We start from the raw sequence: 16,521 nt of genomic DNA, 5'->3' as shown, positions 1-16,521 counted from the left end.
TGCACGACCATGACACCGCTCAACCCCTCCCCCGTATCACCCTGGAAAATCATCCTGGCCATGGCGTTTGTCGTGGTGTGCTGGGGATTCTCCCCGACCGGCATTCATATCGGCTTGCAAGCCTACGACCCCGCGCACCTGGCACTCCTGCGCTTCCTGCTGGCCTCCGCGTTCATGGCCGTGGTCGCGATATTCAAGGGCATCCGCCTGCCCAGCCTGCGAGACCTGCCGCTGATGTTCGGCCTGGGATTCTTTGCCGTGAGCCTGCACCACGTGGCGATCAATTTCGGGCAACAGGGTGTCAGCGCCGGCGCTTCGAGCGTCCTGGCCCAGACCACGCCGCTGTTCAGCACGCTGATCGCGCGCTTCGTGTTCAAGGATCAGGTAAGCCTGTGGCGCTGGGGTTGTGTGCTGCTCGGGTTGTTTGGCGTGGTGATAGTGGTGGCCGGCGATCATGGCCTGGGCAGCCTCGATGCCCACGGCTTGCTGATCCTGCTGGCGGCGGTGTCCTGGAGTCTCTACTTCGCCCTGCAAAAACATCACACCGGGCGTTACGACGGGCTGACACTGGTGTGTTACACGGTGTGGTCCGGGACGGCGCTGTTGTTGATCTTTCTGCCCGGCCTTATGGATCAGGTCGCCCGGGCGCCGCTGCACGTACAGTTCGCCGTATTCACCCTGGGGATTTTCCCGAGTGCCCTGGCGTACCTGGCCTGGGCCTATGTACTGGCGCATGTCGATTTGAGTCGGGCAACGATGACCCTGTATCTGACGCCGCCGACGGCGATGGTGATTGCGTCTTATGCGCTCGGCGAGCGGCCGACGCTGATGATCGTGGTCGGCGGGTTGGTGGTGTTGGCAAGTGTGCTGGCGTTGAATCTGGAGCGGCGGCCTGTGGTTGTTCAGGTTGCTCGGGTCTGATCCATGCTTTGCGCCGTCTGGGCCGGCGCCTTCGCGAGCAAGCCCGCTCCCACAGGTTGTGATGTGTGCTCAAGAACTGCGGCAAACATAAAACCCTGTGGGAGCGGGCTTGCTCGCGAAGAACGATGATTGGGTGTCACTGACAAAACACCCAAATAGCAGTCAGCTGGGCGAAAACCGGTCGCGACTGTTGGTCAGGTGCAGCCACATGGCCGCCCGCGCCGCATCCGGGTCCTGGCGCCTGATGGCATTGAGGATCGCCTCGTGCTCGAGGTTGGCCAACTCGCCGAGCTTGCTCAAGTCCACTGCACCACGCTCGGCGGCGTTGACCCGGGTGCGCGGGATCATGGCACTGCCCAGGTGCTGCATGATTTCGGTGAAGCACAGGTTGCCGGTGGCTTCGGCGATCAGCAGATGAAAACGCCGGTCCGCTTCGACACAACTGTCGTTGTTGGCCAGCAGGCTTTGATAGTCATCCAGCGCTTCACGCATCTGCACCAGTTGCAGATCGGTGCGGCGAGTCGCCGCCAGTGCGGCCGCCTGGGTTTCCAGGCCCATGCGCAACTCCAGAATGCTGCGCACCCCCAACGCCGTGTCGACATTCAGCCGCAGCCCCTGCTCCGGTGCGCGCTCGATCACAAACGTGCCAATGCCGTGCCGGGTTTCCACCAGCCCCGAGGCCTGCAACTTGGAGATCGCCTCACGCACCACCGTACGACTGACCCCGTGCTCCTGAACGATGGTGTTCTCCGACGGCAACTTGTCACCTGGCAACATCTGGCCGAGCAGGATGCGCTGGGTCAGTTTTTCCACCAGGTCATGGGCCAGGTTGTGGCTGCGCTTGCGGGCGGGTGCTTCGAGGTCGTCTTGCATGAGGATGTCCGGAAATCAGGGCTATCGAATCGTAGCACCGCGCCTGGCGGGAATCCTGAAAAATCTCGCTCAGCTTGTATGACAACACTCAACATCCAGCCCATATCCAGACAGCAAAAACGCCAGAAGGCATCACCAGCAGAATAAAAAACCTCTGCGAACGCGCTATTTTGTTGGATGAACGTGGTTGCGCGATGAAAAAATCTAGTTGTATGATGTCTAGCAACAATGCAGCACCCAGCCCTACCCCGCATAAAAATAACGAGTGGGAGAAAACGCAGTGAATACATCCATCTCCGGGATGCACGACGACGCCAGTTCAGCGCTGAAGTCGGCCATCGCCAAAGTCAAACGTCACGTCTTGCCGCTGTTCGTCATCATGTTCATCGTCAATTACATTGATCGCGTGAACATCGGCTTCGTCCGCGCCCACATGGAACACGACCTGGGTATTGGCGCTGCCGCCTACGGCCTCGGTGCCGGTCTGTTTTTCATCGGCTATGCCCTGTTCGAAGTGCCCTCCAACATCCTTCTGCAAAAAGTCGGCGCGCGTATCTGGCTGACCCGCATCATGCTGACCTGGGGCCTGGTCGCCGCGAGCATGGCGTTCATCCAGAACGAAACCCACTTCTATATCCTGCGCTTTCTGCTGGGCGTGGCCGAAGCCGGGTTCTTCCCCGGGGTGATCTACTACTTCACCCGCTGGTTGCCCGGCGCGGAGCGTGGCAAGGCGATTGCCATTTTCCTCAGCGGCTCGGCGGTCGCGTCGCTGATCTCCGGCCCGCTGTCCGGTTTGCTCCTGCAAATCGAAGGGCTGGGCCTGCACGGTTGGCAATGGATGTATTTCATCGAGGGCATGTTCTCGGTGGGGTTGTGCGTGTTTGTCTGGTTCTGGCTGGACTCCAGGCCCCACGATGCCAAATGGCTGAGCCGTGAGGAGCAGGATGCGCTGGTCAAGGCCATCGACGACGAACAACTGGCCCGCGAAGCCGCTACGCCGATCAAGCCGTCACTGGGCAAATTGCTCAAGGATCGCCAGATCATCCTGTTCTGCCTGATCTACTTCTTTATCCAGCTGACCATCTACGCCGCGACCTTCTGGCTGCCGAGCATCATCAAGAAGATGGGCGACCTGAGTGACATCCAGGTCGGGCTGTTCAACTCGATTCCGTGGTTGCTGTCGATTGTCGGCATGTACGCCTTCGCATCGCTGTCGGCCAAATGGAAACACCAGCAAGCCTGGGTCGCCGTGGCCCTGCTGATCGCCGCTGCCGGGATGTTCATGTCCACCACCGGCGGGCCGGTCTTCGCCTTCGTTGCGATCTGCTTTGCAGCATTGGGCTTCAAATCGGCGTCATCGTGTTTCTGGCCGATTCCCCAGGCCTATCTGGATGCACGCATCGCCGCTGGCGTCATCGCGCTGATCAACTCGGTGGGCAACCTCGGCGGCTTCGTTGCACCGACCACCTTCGGCCTGCTCGAAGAGCACACCGGCTCCATCCAGGGCGGGCTGTACGGCCTGGCCGCGACCTCGATCATCGCCGCCATCATCGTGTTTGCCGCCCGCAACACACCGAAATCCGCACCGGCCGTGGTGCAGGGCAAACCCACGCCCAACCACGCCTGAATTCCGCTTTTCAAGGACTGCAAAATGAACGCACAAGACACCGCAAAAGCCCCGATCATCACCAGCATGCAAGTGGTTCCAGTGGCCGGCCACGATGGCATGCTGCTCAACCTGAGCGGCGCCCACGGCCCGTTTTTCACCCGCAATATCGTGATCCTCAAGGACAACGCCGGCCACACTGGCGTCGGCGAAGTGCCAGGGGGCGAGCGCATTCGCCAGACCCTCGAAGACGCACGCAGCCTGGTGGTCGGCAGCCCGATCGGCACCTGGCAGAGGATACTCAACCAAGTACGCCAGACCTTCGCCGACCGCGATGCCGGTGGCCGTGGTCTGCAGACATTCGACCTGCGCATCACCATCCATGCGGTCACCGGCCTGGAAGCCGCACTGCTCGATCTGCTCGGCCAGCACCTGGACGTGCCGGTGGCCGCCCTGCTCGGCGAAGGTCAACAGCGCGATGCAGTGAAGATGCTTGGCTATCTGTTTTATGTCGGTGATCGCAACGAAACGGACCTCGCCTACCGAAGCGAGCCAGACGCCGAAAACGACTGGTTCCGCGTGCGTCACGAAAAAGCCATGACCGCCGAAGCCGTGGTCCGGCTGGCCGAGGCAGCCCACGCCCGTTACGGTTTCAAGGACTTCAAACTCAAGGGTGGCGTGCTCAGCGGCGATGCCGAAATCGAGGCGGTCACGGCCCTCGCCGAACGTTTCCCCGAGGCGCGCATCACCCTTGATCCAAATGGTGCCTGGTCACTGCAAGAAGCCATCCGCCTGTGCCGCGACCAGCATCGCGTCCTGGCCTATGCCGAAGACCCGTGCGGGGCGGAAAACGGTTACTCGGGACGCGAAGTCATGGCTGAATTCCGCCGGGCCACCGGCCTGAAAACCGCGACCAACATGATCGCCACCGACTGGCGGGAGATGGGCCACGCGATCCAGCTGCAGTCGGTCGACATTCCCCTGGCCGACCCGCACTTCTGGACCATGCAGGGCTCGGTGCGGGTGGCGCAGATGTGCCACGAATGGGGGCTGACCTGGGGTTCGCATTCCAACAACCACTTCGACATCTCCCTGGCGATGTTCACCCATGTCGCGGCGGCCGCGCCGGGCGAGATCACTGCCATCGACACCCACTGGATCTGGCAGGACGGTCAACGCCTGACCAAGGCCCCGCTGAAAATCGTCGACGGCTGCGTGCAGGTGCCGCAGAAACCGGGGCTGGGGGTCGAACTGGACATGGATCAGCTCGCCAAAGCTCATGAACTGTACAAAGGCATGGGCCTGGGCGCCCGGGATGACAGCGTGGCGATGCAGTTCCTGATTCCGGGCTGGAAGTTCGACAACAAGCGGCCGTGCCTGGTGCGTTGAAACGGCCGTTGCGCGTGGCCGCCTGTTGGCGGCCGGTTTAAAAAGCGCTCGGAGCTGAGCGCTTAACCCCCTAAAATGGCGCGCAACTGAATCAACGACGGATAAATTCAAAATGGACAGGCTGAAAACGATCGCGGCTTGCATGGCGCTGCTCGCCTCGGGCCAGTGCGTTGCACAGGATCAAATCGAGACACTGGTGAACGACGCTGTACAACCGGTGATGCAAGCCCAGGGTATTCAGGGTATGGCCGTGGCAGTCACCGTCAACGGCCAGGCGCATTACTTCAACTATGGCGTCGCTTCGAAAGAAACCGGCAAGCCCGTCACGCGAGACACCCTGTTCGAAATCGGCTCTGTCAGTAAAACCTTCACCGCCACCCTTGCCGCTTACGCCCAGGCCACGGGCAAGCTGTCGCTGTCGGACAAGGCCAGCCAGATCCTGCCGGCCCTGCACGGCAGTGCGTTCGACCACATCAGCGTGCTGCAACTGGGTACCTACAGCGCGGGTGGCTTACCGCTGCAATTTCCTGCCGAATCTGATTCGGCCGACAAGATGCTCGGTTATTACAATCATTGGAAACCGCTCTACGCCCCCGGCAGTCACCGACTGTATTCGAACCCCAGCCTCGGCCTGTTCGGCTACCTCGCCGCCCACTGCATGGGCCAGCCTTTTGATGACCTGATGGAGAAAACCCTGCTGCCGAAACTGGGCCTCAAGCACACCTATGTGCATGTGCCACAGGATCAGATGGCGCTGTACGCCCAGGGCTACAACAAGGACGGCAAGCCTGTGCGGGTCAGTCCGGGCGCGCTGGATTCCGAGGCGTACGGGGTGAAAACCAGCGCCGCAGACCTGCTGGCCTATGTCGACGCAAACATGAAGCCGGCGTCTCTGGAAAAGCCATTGCAGCAAGCCATCGCCTTGACTCACAGCGGTTACTACACCGTAGGCAACATGACCCAGGGCCTCGGTTGGGAGATGTATCACTACCCGATCACACTGGATCATTTGCTGGACGGCAACTCCACACCGATGGCCATGGAGGCGCATACCGTCCAGTGGCTGAATCCGCCGCAAACGCAACCGGAGAACGTACTGATCAACAAGACAGGTTCAACCGGCGGTTTCGGGGCTTACGTGGCGTTCGTGCCATCGGAGGACATCGGTATTGTGATTCTGGCCAACAAGAATTATCCCAATGCAGAGCGGGTGAAGATCGCGCATCGGATTTTGAGTGCTCTGGCTCAGTAAGCCCTTGCCTCCTTTTCCATAGAACAGGGCGACCTCTAGAGGTCGCTTTTTTTACTTTATCGGCGCACCTTCGGGCGGGTCGATATTGTCCAGCGCCCGGTTCACCAACAACTCGCCCACCACTGCCAATTGTTGAATCGACAGCGCCACATTGCGGTTGGAGCCTTCCAGGTTACAGGCGAGATCGGTGACCAGTACGTTCAGGGACGCGAGGGTTTCACAGGCGTGGCACAGCAGCGTTGGAGTATCGACGTTTGGGAGGATGGTGAAAATGTGGCTGACCGGGTCGGCGTGTTTGGGGTTGCGCAAGCGAGCGCTGACGGCGGGTTCGGTGATGTCTGACAGAGGGAAATCTGAGTCGGATGAGGATTCCGGGGGATTCGGACTTAACTTTTTCATGAAGAAGTACCATTGGGGATTGTTGAGAAAACTACCCATCTCACTTCCACATGAGGGTGGCAGCTGTACGCAGGTGTGGAAGTCCAGGTCAATCCACCAAAACCCGGTGCACTCGAAAGTGCTCCCGCGCACAGCCGCCAAAACGCGGCAATGTTGACATAAAAAATGTCGACTTGCGTTCTAGGGGCATTGGTAGATGGCTTGAACCAACGGACTTCCACATCCGGCCGCTGATTTGCAGCGGCTGGCGAAGATTATCGATATGGCTCGATGGGCACCAGTTCACGGGATACGCCACGCTTTGAAGGAAATTTCCGACACATGTGAAGGCCTTTGCCCACACTCAGTTTTATGAGCATCTAGTTACAAATACCTTTTTGCTCATGACCGTTGTGATGCGGGTGAAACCGTTGTATCTATTGAGCCTCCCAAGCTAGCGAACGGCACAGGATCAATCCGTGGCCGGGAATGACATAATGCGCGCTCAAGTATTCAAACCGACTGACCTTCGAAGGGCGTTGTAATGGAAATCACCAAATTCAAGCTCAAGGATGTCGGTCGATTCACCGATCTGGAAATCCCGTTGGCCCCCACCCCCAACCACTTCTCGAACGTGACGGTGCTGGTGGGGAACAATGGTGCCGGGAAAACGACCCTTTTAAGATCTCTGGCCACTTCATTGAGCTGGTTGGTCGCCAGAATTCGCAACGAGAAAGGCAATGGCAATCATCTTTCAGAAGAGGACATTAGAAACGGCGCTTCGTCTGCATTAATACTGATTGCTGTAGTAGACGAGTCACATGCACGCTCAAACAATCCCGATGCTAACCCTGAAGATGCACTATTTACATGGGGGATTGCCCGCGGCCGACAAGGGCGAAAGGCTCACATTCATAGCTCATTAGGAGGTGTCAGTCTCCTTGCGGATCATTACCGCAACCAACTGACAGAAGATGACAAAGCCTCACTCCCATTGATCGCCTACTACCCGGTAGAGCGCTCCGTTCTGGAAATGCCGCTAAGAATCCGAACTAAACACTCCTTTGATCAAATAGACGGCTATGACAACTCGCTAAATCGAGCTGTTGATTTCCGACGTTTCTTTGAATGGTTTCGCGAGCGCGAAGACAGCGAAAACGAATCTGGCGTGTCCGCCACCGCGTTGGCCGAAATTTCCGAAAAATTCGGCAAGAACAGTGACATCTGGAAAACCCTTTCCCAATTAAAAGCCTCATCCCGTGATCGCCAGTTGACGGCTGTTCGCTCTGCTATCGCAGCATTCATGCCTGGCTTCAGTAATCTGAGAGTAAAACGTAAGCCACGCCTGCACATGGCCATCGACAAAAACGGTGTAACGCTCAATGTCTCCCAGCTGTCGCAAGGCGAAAAGTCGATGATGGCGCTGGTCGGCGATATCGCTCGCCGATTGGCGATGATGAATCAATCTTTGGACAACCCATTGGAGGGTGATGGCATCGTCCTGATCGATGAAGTCGATTTGCACCTGCATCCCAAATGGCAACGCAGTCTGATTCGGCAGTTGAGCGAGACTTTCCCAAATTGCCAATTTGTCCTGACCACTCACTCGCCATTGGTCATCAGCGACGCGAAAGACGTGCTGTGCTACGTGCTCAATGACGGAGAATTGCAAGAGCACAATGGCCTGTATGGATTGGATGCCAACCAGGTGCTTCTGGAAGTCATGGACACCGATGTGCGTAACAGCGAAGTGCAAAAACGTCTGAATCTATTGCTCAAGCATTTGCAGGATGGTGACTTGGACGGTGCGAAAAAACTGTATTCCGAGCTTTCTCTAGAGCTGCCAGAGGGACATCTGGAACTGGCGAAAGCGGCCTTGTTGATTCGCAAGTTGGAGTTACGTCGTGCGTAAAATCGACAAAGGCATGGAGCCACCCTCGTTGACTCGCTTTAAACGCTCGAACAACACGTTGCGTTACCGGGATTTACCGCCTGAAGAAAGTCGGTCCATTCGATCATCCTGTATCTCGGAACAATACGGCTTATGCGCGTATTGCTGTCAGTCGATCACCGTTGATAGCGCTCACAACGAACACCTTGAAGCCCAGGATCGTGCGCCGAATCGAACCTTGGATTTTTCCAACATCGTCGCCAGTTGCCAACACCCGCATCAATGCGGTCATGGTCGAGGAACACGAGTGTTGCCGCTTACACCCTTGATGGCCGAATGCGAGTCCGAATTGAAGTTCTACTTATCCGGCCTGGTCGCGGGAAAGACCGAGCGGGCCAAGGTAACAATTCAGACATTGAATCTGGGTCATACCGAGCAAAGTAACAAAGGACTTGTTGGCAAACGAAAAGCGATGGTTGATGCACTCATTTATAGCCAGAGCGTACCTCCCGAAGACCTGCAATTTGAAGACGAAGAACTCCTAAGCCTGCTTTTGGAGGATCTGAAGGTTCCCGACGCGGCACAATGTCTTCAGCCGTTTTCACCCGTGCTGGTTAATGTCATCCATCAATTTCTGGCTCAACCTTGAGCTAGAGTCAGCGATTCTTCAGCTACCAGTTACGATGCTGCGCAGCGAACACAGGCTGTGCTCGCTGCAACAGGGTTCAATCATCCGGCATTTCAGGCGGTTTGGTGGGTTTGGCGGGTTTCGCCGGTTTGCTGTTTTTCCCGGCCTTGGTGCCTTTAACCGCCGGCTCGGCCTCAGCGACGGGTGCGGCCACGGTCGCCGTAAACTCTTTCTCGGCCGCCGGCTGTTGATCGACAGTACTGAAAATCTCGTCCAGCTTGATGGCGTCCGATCGTTCCAGTTTCTTTTCGCCGTCCTTGCCGACCAGAATGACCCTGGTCCTGGCGCCGACACCCAGCTTGAGCGAACGGATCAGCGCCGCCGTGTCTTGTGACCCGAGGTCCTTGCCGTCGCGCTGGCCCATCAGGTTGAGCACGGTGTAGAGCACCAGGTTGCGGTCGGTGAATCCCTTGCGATTGGCCGGCTCATCCAGCGATTTTTTCAGGCTGACCCAGGTTGGATCAACAGTGCTCGGAGCGATGACAATCAGTGGCCGGGCCCTGCCCTTGTCCATGTCCAGCGGTGAGCCGTCATCAGCGGCGAACAAGGGGCCGGCAATCGCCAGCAAAGTAGCCAGGGTCAGTGACCTGATGAGCATGCGCATCTCCTTTTTGATATCCACGCTCTAATGATTGCGCATCGCGGCGATCGTTCCGGGTGACATACCGCAAATGTTTTTCGCCTTGTCCCAAGCTTAGGTCAGGGCGGTCATAGCGCAACAGGCTGAGCTAATCTGAAGACTCATGACAACCCGCATGATCCATCGTGAGGACCTGCGCATGAGCGCCCAGTTGAACCACACCATCGTCTGGTGCCGGGACAAGCAGGTTTCGGCGAATTTCCTGACCGGCCTCCTTGGCCTGCCCGCACCGCAGCCCTTCGGCCCCATGCTGATCGTCAAATTCGATAACGGCGTGTCACTGGACTTCTACGACAACGACCCGCCGATAGCGTCCCAGCACTACGCGTTCCTGATTGGCGATGAGGATTTCGATGCGGCCTTCGCCCACCTGCAAGCCAACGGCCAGCCGTGGTGGGCCGACCCGTGCAAGCAGCGTCTGAGGGAAATCAATGATTACGCGGGAGGACGGCGGGTGTATTTCGATGACCCGGACGGGCATCTGCTGGAAATATTCACCCGCGAGTGAAGCTGGCGTGGCGGCTTGAATCAGAACGCCAGTTTGTAACCGATAAACAACAGCATGGTCGCCAGGCAAGGGCGCAACAGTTCGTCGGAGATACGCCCGGTCAGGTGGCTGCCCAGGTAAATTCCCGGCAACGACCCCACCAGCAAGTAACCCAGGACGTGCCAATCCATGTTGCCCATGCTGGCATGGCCAAGGCCCGCGACCAGGGTCAGCGGCACGGCGTGGGCGATTTCAGTCCCCACCAGGCGGCGGGTCGGTAGCATCGGGTAGAGAATGAACAGTGCCACGGTGCCCAGCGCACCGGCACCGATGGACGTCAGCGCGACCATGGTGCCAAGGACCAGCCCGGTGATGACCGTCATCGCATTGAGGCGCAACCCGCTGGGGCTGTAGTTGCCACCCGCACGTTTGTGGGCGAAGTCGAGCAGACGCTTCTTGAACAGGATCGCCAGTGCCGTGGCAAACAACACAAAACCGAGGGCCTGCTTGATGATCGCGTTCATCGCCTCGGGGGCGCTGTGCAGGGTGCTGAGAAACCACAGCGTCAACGCCACCGCAGGCACGCTGCCCAGGGTCAGCCAGCCGGTGATCGCCCAGTCGATGTTGTTGTTCTTTCGGTGAACCAGTACACCGCTGGATTTGGTGATGGCGGCGTACAGCAGATCGGTACCGACCGCTGTCGCCGGATTGATGCCGAACCATAGCAGGATCGGCGTCATGAGCGACCCGCCACCCACGCCCGTCATGCCGACGATGAAGCCGACGACCAGCCCGGCGACGACCAACCCGATGTTCACTAAATCCATGAATACTTCCACAAAGATCGCAGGGGAAATCTGGCCCGCAGCATAGCGATATTTCTTATAACCAGTTATATCGATGCGATCTATCTTTATGCCTTGAACACCACCCCCCTTGTAGGAGCGAGCTTGCTCGCGATGGCGGTGTGTCAGTTGGCATCAATATCGACTGACAGTCTGTCTTCGCGAGCACTGCGGGGAACCGATGGACTATTCTGCTGCCCATTGATTTGACCATCGGCATTCATGAAGGAGGTTTGCATGCGCGCGCTTGAGTTGGCTGGCGCCAGGGTCCCGGTTATCGGCCAGGGGACCTGGCAGATGGGCGAAGACCGCTCACGGCACAAGGAAGAAGTCGCGGCACTGCGCCTGGGCATCGAACTGGGCATGACCCTGATCGACACCGCTGAAATGTACGCCGAAGGCGGCGCCGAGGAAGTGGTCCGCGATGCCATCGCCGGCCAGCGCGACAGCGTCTTTCTGGTCAGCAAGGTGTACCCGCACAACGCCAGCCGCGAGGGCATTCCCCAGGCGTGCGAACGAAGCCTGCGCAGGCTCGGCACCGACTGCATCGATCTGTACTTGTTGCATTGGCGCGGTCAGTACCGGCTGGAGGAAACGGTCGAAGCTTTCGAACGCCTGCGCGAAGCCGGCAAGATCGGTCGTTGGGGCGTGTCCAATTTCGACCTCGATGACTTGCTGGAACTGAACGCCCCGGCCTGTGCCACCAATCAGGTGCTCTACAATCTGGAGCAGCGCGGCATAGAATTTGACTTGTTACCCTGGAGTCAACAGCGGCGGATGCCAGTCATGGCATACTGTCCGATCGGCCAGGGTGGAAAAATGCTCGCCAACACCACCCTCAAACAGGTGGCCGCCCGACACGAAGTGACGCCAGCACAAGTGGCGCTGGCCTGGATTCTGCGTCAGGACGACGTGATCGCCATCCCCAAAGCGGTCCGCCCCGAGCATGTGCAGCTCAACGCCCAAGCCGCCCAATTACGGCTTGAAGCCGGGGATCTGGAGGCGCTGGACCAAGCGTTTCACGCGCCACAACGCAAACAGCGGCTGGCCATGGTCTGAACCACCGCAGTCAGTCAGAGAGCTTCGCCATGAGAAGCACCGACCACCTGGACCCGTTCAATCTGCAACGCTTTCTCCAGGCTCAGGAACCGGTATTCGACCGGGTTCAGAACGAGCTGAACAATGGGCACAAGCGCAGTCACTGGATGTGGTTCATCTTTCCGCAGTTTGCCGGGCTCGGCGACAGCGAGATGTCGCGCCGCTATGCCATCCACTCGCGGGAGGAAGCATTGGCCTACCTCGAGCATCCGTTGCTGGGCGCCCGGCTACGCACCTGCACCCAGGAAGTGCTGAACATCCGGGAGCGTTCGGTGGCCGGGATTTTCGGTCATCCCGACGACCTGAAGTTTCACTCCTCGATGACCCTGTTTGCCCAGGTCGCCGTCGACGACAGCCTTTTCCAGCAAGCCTTGAACCAGTACTTCCACGGCATCCTGGATGACTGGACCTTGTCGCTGATGGACTCAAAACAGGCCCAGTTGCCCCCCAATCAGGGTTGAGAAGTCATCGTCGACAAACGGCAGTATCGCGTCCGCCACCGGTTGCAGTTGCCGGGTGATGTAGTGATCGTAATCGATGGGCGCGCTGCGCACTTCCAGCGGTTCAGGGCCGGCGACGGTGATTACGTAGCTGATCCAGCCGCCGTTCTGGTATTGCCGCGGGCGACCCTGTCGGTCGTTGTACTCGTCGGCCAGGCGCGCCGCGCGCACATGGGGCGGTACGTTTCGCTGATAGTCGTCGAGGCTGCGGCGCAGGCGTTTGCGGTAGATCAGCCGGTCATCGAACTCACCGGCCAGGGTCTTGCGCACGTAGTCACGCACATAATCCTGATAGGGCTTGCGCAGGAAGATCAGCCAATAGAGCTCCTGCTGGAATTGCCGGGCCAGCGGCGACCAGTCGGTGCGCACGGTTTCCAGGCCTTTGTAGACCATTTCGTCGCTGCCATCGGCACGGGTCACGAGTCCCGCGTAGCGCTTTTTACTGCCTTCTTCGGCGCCGCGGATGGTCGGCATCAGGAAGCGCTTGTAGTGGGTTTCGAACTGCAGTTCGAGAACGCTTTGCAAGCCGTATTCCTGCTGCACATGTTCGCGCCACCACTGATTGACGTGCGCCACCAGCGCCTGGCCGATCTGCGCCGCCTCCTGCTGACCATGGGCGCGACGCAGCCAGACGAACGTCGAATCGGTGTCGCCGTAAATCACTGCATGCCCCTGGGCCTCGATCAACTGGCGGGTGCGTAGCATGATCTCGTGCCCGCGCAAGGTGATGGACGAAGCCAGGCGCGTGTCGAAGAAGCGACAGCCGCTGGAGCCGAGCACGCCGTAGAAGGCGTTCATGATGATTTTCAGCGCCTGGGACAGCGGTGCGTTGTGTTCACGCTTGGCGGCTTCCCGGCCTTCGGCCACCCGGGCGACGATGGATGGCAGGCAATGCCGGGTTCGAGAAAAGCGTGCGCCACGAAAACCCGGCACCGACTCGCTATCGTCAGGGTGTTTGAGCCCCTCGATCAGCCCCACGGGGTCAATCAGGAAGGTTCGGATAATCGACGGATAGAGGCTTTTGTAGTCGAGCACCAGCACCGATTCGTACAGCCCCGGTTGCGAATCCATGACAAAACCGCCAGGGCTGGCTTCGGGGGGCTTGCCACCGAGGTTCGGCGCAACGAAACCCTGACGGTGCATCAGCGGCATATACAGGTGCGTGAACGCCGCCACCGAACCGCCCATGCGATCGGCCGGCAAACCGGTGACGCTGGCCCGCTCCAGCAGGAAGGTGAGCAACTCGGTCCTGGCGAAAATCCGCGTGACCAGTTCACAGTCCTTGAGGTTGTATTTGGCCAGCGCCGGTTTGTCCTCGGCGAACATGCGATTGATTTCGTCCATGCGCTGGTACGGGGTGTCGATGGACTTGCCCTCGCCGAGCAAGGTTTGCGCGACGTTTTCCAGGCTGAACGAGGGAAAACTCCAGGTCGCAGAACGCAGGGCCTCGATACCGTCGATGATCAGGCGGCCAGCCGCAGAAGCGAAGTAGTGGTTGCCGCTGCCGTGTTCGCGCCACTGCATTTCCTCACCGCCACGCCCCAGCTTCAACGGCACCGCCAGGCGCCGGGCGTGTTCGTGAAGCACCCGCAAGTCGAACTGCACGACATTCCAGCCGATGATCGCGTCGGGGTCGAACCGGGCAAACCATTCGTTGAGTTTTTTCAGCAACAGGGTCCGCGAATCGCAGTATTCGAGCAGGAAATCCACCTGGCTATCGTCGCCATTGGGCGGACCAAGCATGTACACCTGACGCTCGCCGCAGCCTTCCAGGGCAATGGAATACAACTCGCCCTGGGCCGTGGTCTCGATGTCCAGGGACACCAGCTTGAGGCTCGGCCGGTAGCCGGGATCAGGTTTCATCTGTGCGTCGAGCAGCAGGCCCTCGGCACTCGGTGTGCCACTGAAGCGCACCGGCGCGGTGATGAAGCGTTCCATCATGTAGCGTTCCGGCGGGCGCACGTCGGCTTCGAACACTTCGACACCGGCCCGGCGCAGCGCGGTTTCCAGGCGGATCAACTGGCCATGTTGCTGGCAGTAAAGTCCGAGGACCGGGCGATGTTCGAAATCCAGCAGGGCCAGGGGCCTGAGTTCGACGTTCTTCTCGTCATGCAGAACGTTTTCGGCCGGCTGACGCTGCCCGGCCGGGATGAACGCCACCGACGGTTGATGCGGCAGGCGGATGTGCCGGGGACCGCTATCGGTCGCCAGCCAGAACTCGACTTCCGTACCGGCCGGGGTATCGCGCCAATGCCGGGTCAGGACGAAGCCCTGCTGTAGATCCACCACTGCAAACCTCAACGTTGATTCAGAGGGGGATTCTACCCGTCATCGGTCGGGATAGCGCGTTTGCCGCCGGTATCAGCGGTCAACATCAATCCTGTGGGAGCGGGCTTGCTCGCGAAGGCGGACTACCTGCCGACAAAGATGTTGGATGGGCTGGCCTCTTCGCGAGCAAGCCCGCTCCCACAGGGTGATTTACTGGCCTGAAAAGGAGACTTACGGAAGAAAAACCGCCAAATGACGTTTTTTGCGTGTTATCTGCCGCTTTCGCCCTTGCCCTGAACGCTTGCGTCTACGATTCTTCAAGGACAACGACAACACCCGAGTAACCACCATGAAAACCGTCGCCCAACTGCTCAAGCTCAAAGATCAGAAGAATCAGGAAGTGCACCAGATCAAACCCGATCACATGGTGCTTGAAGCGCTGATGAAGATGGCCGAGAAAAACGTCGGTGCCTTGCTGGTGGTGGACAATGATGAAGTGGTGGGCATCATCAGCGAACGCGATTATGCGCGCAAACTGGTGCTGCACGGCCGCTCCTCAGTGGGCACGCCGGTACGCGACATCATGGTGTCGCCGGTGATTACCGTCGACACCCATCAAACCGTGGATACTTGCCTTGGCATCATGTCCGATAAGCGCCTGCGTCACTTGCCTGTAGTGGAAAATGGCAAATTGATCGGCCTGCTGTCGATCGGTGACCTGGTGAAGGAAGCCATTGCCGAACAGGCTGAACTGATTCGCCAGCTGGAACAGTACATTCGCGGGGAATAATTCGACACACCGAAGATCCCTTGTGGGAGCGGGCTTGCTCGCGAAAGCGTAGTGTCAGGCAGCATTAATGTTGACTGACCCACCGCCTTCGCGAGCAAGCCCGCTCCCACCTTTGGTTTTTCGGTGTTCAGGCCGGCCAATGCCGGGCGAACACCGGTGCCAGTGCCGGGTGACGATCGATGCGTTCCAGCCAGGCGAAGAACCCCGGCCGGGCAGTGCGCAAATGTTCCCGACTGCCCGCCCATCGCGAGATCACCGCCGCCAGCACATCCAGGGCCCCTGGTTTCTCGCTGCCCAGATACAACTCGCCCGAGAACTGATCGGCAAACACCTCCCAACTCCAGTGCAGGCGCCGGCGGGCTCCCGCCATGAGGTTCTGCCTGGACGACTCATCCGCCTCGACCAGCCAGCGTTCGGGGTAGTCAATGATGCCGATGGCCGCATAGCAATTGCTGGCGATGTAGGCCAGGCCACGAATGGCCTGGCCCCGCTCGGCCGGGTCTTGCGGCAACAATGCCGATGCGGGGAAGGTCAGGCCGAGGTGGATCAGGATCGCCGCGCTCTCGGTCAGCACACCGCCATCGGGTAGCTGCAAGGTCGGAATCTGTTTGAGCGGATTGAGCTTCTCCAGCGCCTGGGCCGCCTCTGCAGACGTCTCGACATCGATGAAGCGATAAGGAATATCACAGAGTTCAAGGGCGGCCTCGATGGCCGCCGCCCCGGAGTTCCGATAACCGTAGAGCTGGTACATGAACGTCTCCTTGTACACCGCGTTCTCTGTGGCGCCTCATCAACCGTCCCGGCAGACGAACACGCCAGCTATCCAGTGTAGAAGCCGCTACCCGCCACACAGCGACCGTCCGGCGATCGCACCATCACGCTCACAACAGGTATG

At 59.2% G+C, this 16,521-nt stretch carries 16 protein-coding genes; 10 read left to right on the top strand and 6 right to left on the bottom strand.

Features of this window, described 5'->3' with window-relative positions:
* Window positions 1-9 precede the first annotated feature (9 nt).
* Window positions 10-921 (top strand): DMT family transporter, encoded by a 912-nt coding sequence (locus ACCD00_RS06915; RefSeq protein ID WP_413423084.1) that lies wholly within the window; start codon window positions 10-12, stop codon window positions 919-921.
* A gap of 162 nt (window positions 922-1,083) precedes the next feature.
* Here ACCD00_RS06915 and ACCD00_RS06910 read toward each other — a convergent pair whose 3' ends face one another.
* On the bottom strand, window positions 1,084-1,794 hold the full coding sequence (locus ACCD00_RS06910; protein ID WP_413423082.1) for a FadR/GntR family transcriptional regulator: 711 nt from the start codon (window positions 1,792-1,794) through the stop codon (window positions 1,084-1,086).
* Between the two features lie 280 nt (window positions 1,795-2,074).
* Between ACCD00_RS06910 and ACCD00_RS06905 the strand changes: the two genes are divergently transcribed.
* From ACCD00_RS06905 to ampC, 3 genes are all read left to right on the top strand, one after another.
* The gene (locus ACCD00_RS06905) at window positions 2,075-3,421 is read left to right on the top strand and encodes an MFS transporter (protein ID WP_413423080.1); all 1,347 of its coding nucleotides are present in this window, start codon (window positions 2,075-2,077) and stop codon (window positions 3,419-3,421) included.
* A 24-nt stretch (window positions 3,422-3,445) separates the two neighbouring features.
* Complete coding sequence (gene gudD, locus ACCD00_RS06900) at window positions 3,446-4,789, top strand: glucarate dehydratase (RefSeq protein WP_413423078.1); 1,344 nt, start codon at window positions 3,446-3,448, stop codon at window positions 4,787-4,789.
* Between the two features lie 142 nt (window positions 4,790-4,931).
* On the top strand, window positions 4,932-6,041 hold the full coding sequence (gene ampC, locus ACCD00_RS06895; protein WP_413423135.1) for a class C beta-lactamase: 1,110 nt from the start codon (window positions 4,932-4,934) through the stop codon (window positions 6,039-6,041).
* 51 nt (window positions 6,042-6,092) lie between these two features.
* On the opposite strand, the gene ACCD00_RS06890 is transcribed toward ampC, so the two are convergent.
* Window positions 6,093-6,440 carry a DUF6124 family protein gene (locus ACCD00_RS06890; RefSeq protein WP_413423133.1) on the bottom strand — a complete coding sequence of 116 codons (348 nt, stop codon included), beginning with the start codon at window positions 6,438-6,440 and terminating at the stop codon, window positions 6,093-6,095.
* 523 nt (window positions 6,441-6,963) lie between these two features.
* Here ACCD00_RS06890 and ACCD00_RS06885 point away from each other — a divergent pair.
* Together ACCD00_RS06885 and ACCD00_RS06880 are read left to right on the top strand one after the other, a co-directional pair.
* Window positions 6,964-8,331 carry an AAA family ATPase gene (locus ACCD00_RS06885; RefSeq protein ID WP_413423076.1) on the top strand — a complete coding sequence of 456 codons (1,368 nt, stop codon included), beginning with the start codon at window positions 6,964-6,966 and terminating at the stop codon, window positions 8,329-8,331.
* The gene (locus tag ACCD00_RS06880) at window positions 8,324-8,959 is read left to right on the top strand and encodes a TIGR02646 family protein (RefSeq protein ID WP_413423074.1); all 636 of its coding nucleotides are present in this window, start codon (window positions 8,324-8,326) and stop codon (window positions 8,957-8,959) included. Before ACCD00_RS06885 ends, ACCD00_RS06880 begins: the two co-directional genes overlap by 8 nt.
* A 76-nt stretch (window positions 8,960-9,035) precedes the next feature.
* Here ACCD00_RS06880 and ACCD00_RS06875 read toward each other — a convergent pair whose 3' ends face one another.
* Window positions 9,036-9,596, bottom strand: coding sequence for a DUF4174 domain-containing protein (locus tag ACCD00_RS06875; protein WP_413423072.1), 561 nt, complete (start codon window positions 9,594-9,596; stop codon window positions 9,036-9,038).
* Window positions 9,597-9,777: 181 nt separating this feature from the next.
* On the opposite strand from ACCD00_RS06875, the gene ACCD00_RS06870 reads away from it, so the two are divergent.
* Window positions 9,778-10,146 carry a VOC family protein gene (locus tag ACCD00_RS06870; protein ID WP_413423131.1) on the top strand — a complete coding sequence of 123 codons (369 nt, stop codon included), beginning with the start codon at window positions 9,778-9,780 and terminating at the stop codon, window positions 10,144-10,146.
* A 20-nt stretch (window positions 10,147-10,166) separates the two neighbouring features.
* On the opposite strand, the gene ACCD00_RS06865 is transcribed toward ACCD00_RS06870, so the two are convergent.
* Complete coding sequence (locus ACCD00_RS06865; protein ID WP_413423070.1) at window positions 10,167-10,952, bottom strand: sulfite exporter TauE/SafE family protein; 786 nt, start codon at window positions 10,950-10,952, stop codon at window positions 10,167-10,169.
* Window positions 10,953-11,207: 255 nt separating this feature from the next.
* Between ACCD00_RS06865 and ACCD00_RS06860 the strand changes: the two genes are divergently transcribed.
* Window positions 11,208-12,029 carry an aldo/keto reductase gene (locus ACCD00_RS06860; protein ID WP_413423068.1) on the top strand — a complete coding sequence of 274 codons (822 nt, stop codon included), beginning with the start codon at window positions 11,208-11,210 and terminating at the stop codon, window positions 12,027-12,029.
* 29 nt (window positions 12,030-12,058) lie between these two features.
* Window positions 12,059-12,529, top strand: coding sequence for a DUF1810 domain-containing protein (locus ACCD00_RS06855; RefSeq protein ID WP_413423066.1), 471 nt, complete (start codon window positions 12,059-12,061; stop codon window positions 12,527-12,529).
* On the opposite strand, the gene ACCD00_RS06850 is transcribed toward ACCD00_RS06855, so the two are convergent.
* Window positions 12,494-14,854, bottom strand: a complete 2,361-nt coding sequence (locus ACCD00_RS06850) for a DNA polymerase II (RefSeq protein ID WP_413423064.1) — start codon at window positions 14,852-14,854, stop codon at window positions 12,494-12,496. The genes ACCD00_RS06855 and ACCD00_RS06850 overlap by 36 nt on opposite strands.
* A gap of 331 nt (window positions 14,855-15,185) precedes the next feature.
* Here ACCD00_RS06850 and ACCD00_RS06845 point away from each other — a divergent pair, with 331 nt between their 5' ends.
* The gene (locus tag ACCD00_RS06845) at window positions 15,186-15,626 is read left to right on the top strand and encodes a CBS domain-containing protein (protein WP_413423062.1); all 441 of its coding nucleotides are present in this window, start codon (window positions 15,186-15,188) and stop codon (window positions 15,624-15,626) included.
* 127 nt (window positions 15,627-15,753) lie between these two features.
* Here the strand turns inward: ACCD00_RS06845 and ACCD00_RS06840 are convergent, their stop codons facing one another.
* A complete protein-coding gene (locus ACCD00_RS06840) occupies window positions 15,754-16,377 on the bottom strand; it encodes a glutathione S-transferase (RefSeq protein ID WP_413423060.1) in 624 nt (207 codons plus the stop codon).
* Window positions 16,378-16,521 lie beyond the last annotated feature (144 nt).

Origin of the sequence: Pseudomonas sp. Pseusp3, assembly GCF_047304225.1 — a bacterium.
GTDB lineage: Bacteria > Pseudomonadota > Gammaproteobacteria > Pseudomonadales > Pseudomonadaceae > Aquipseudomonas > Aquipseudomonas fluorescens_CD.
Note: the sequence above shows the minus strand (reverse complement) of the source record. Positions and strands in the feature narration are given on the sequence as shown.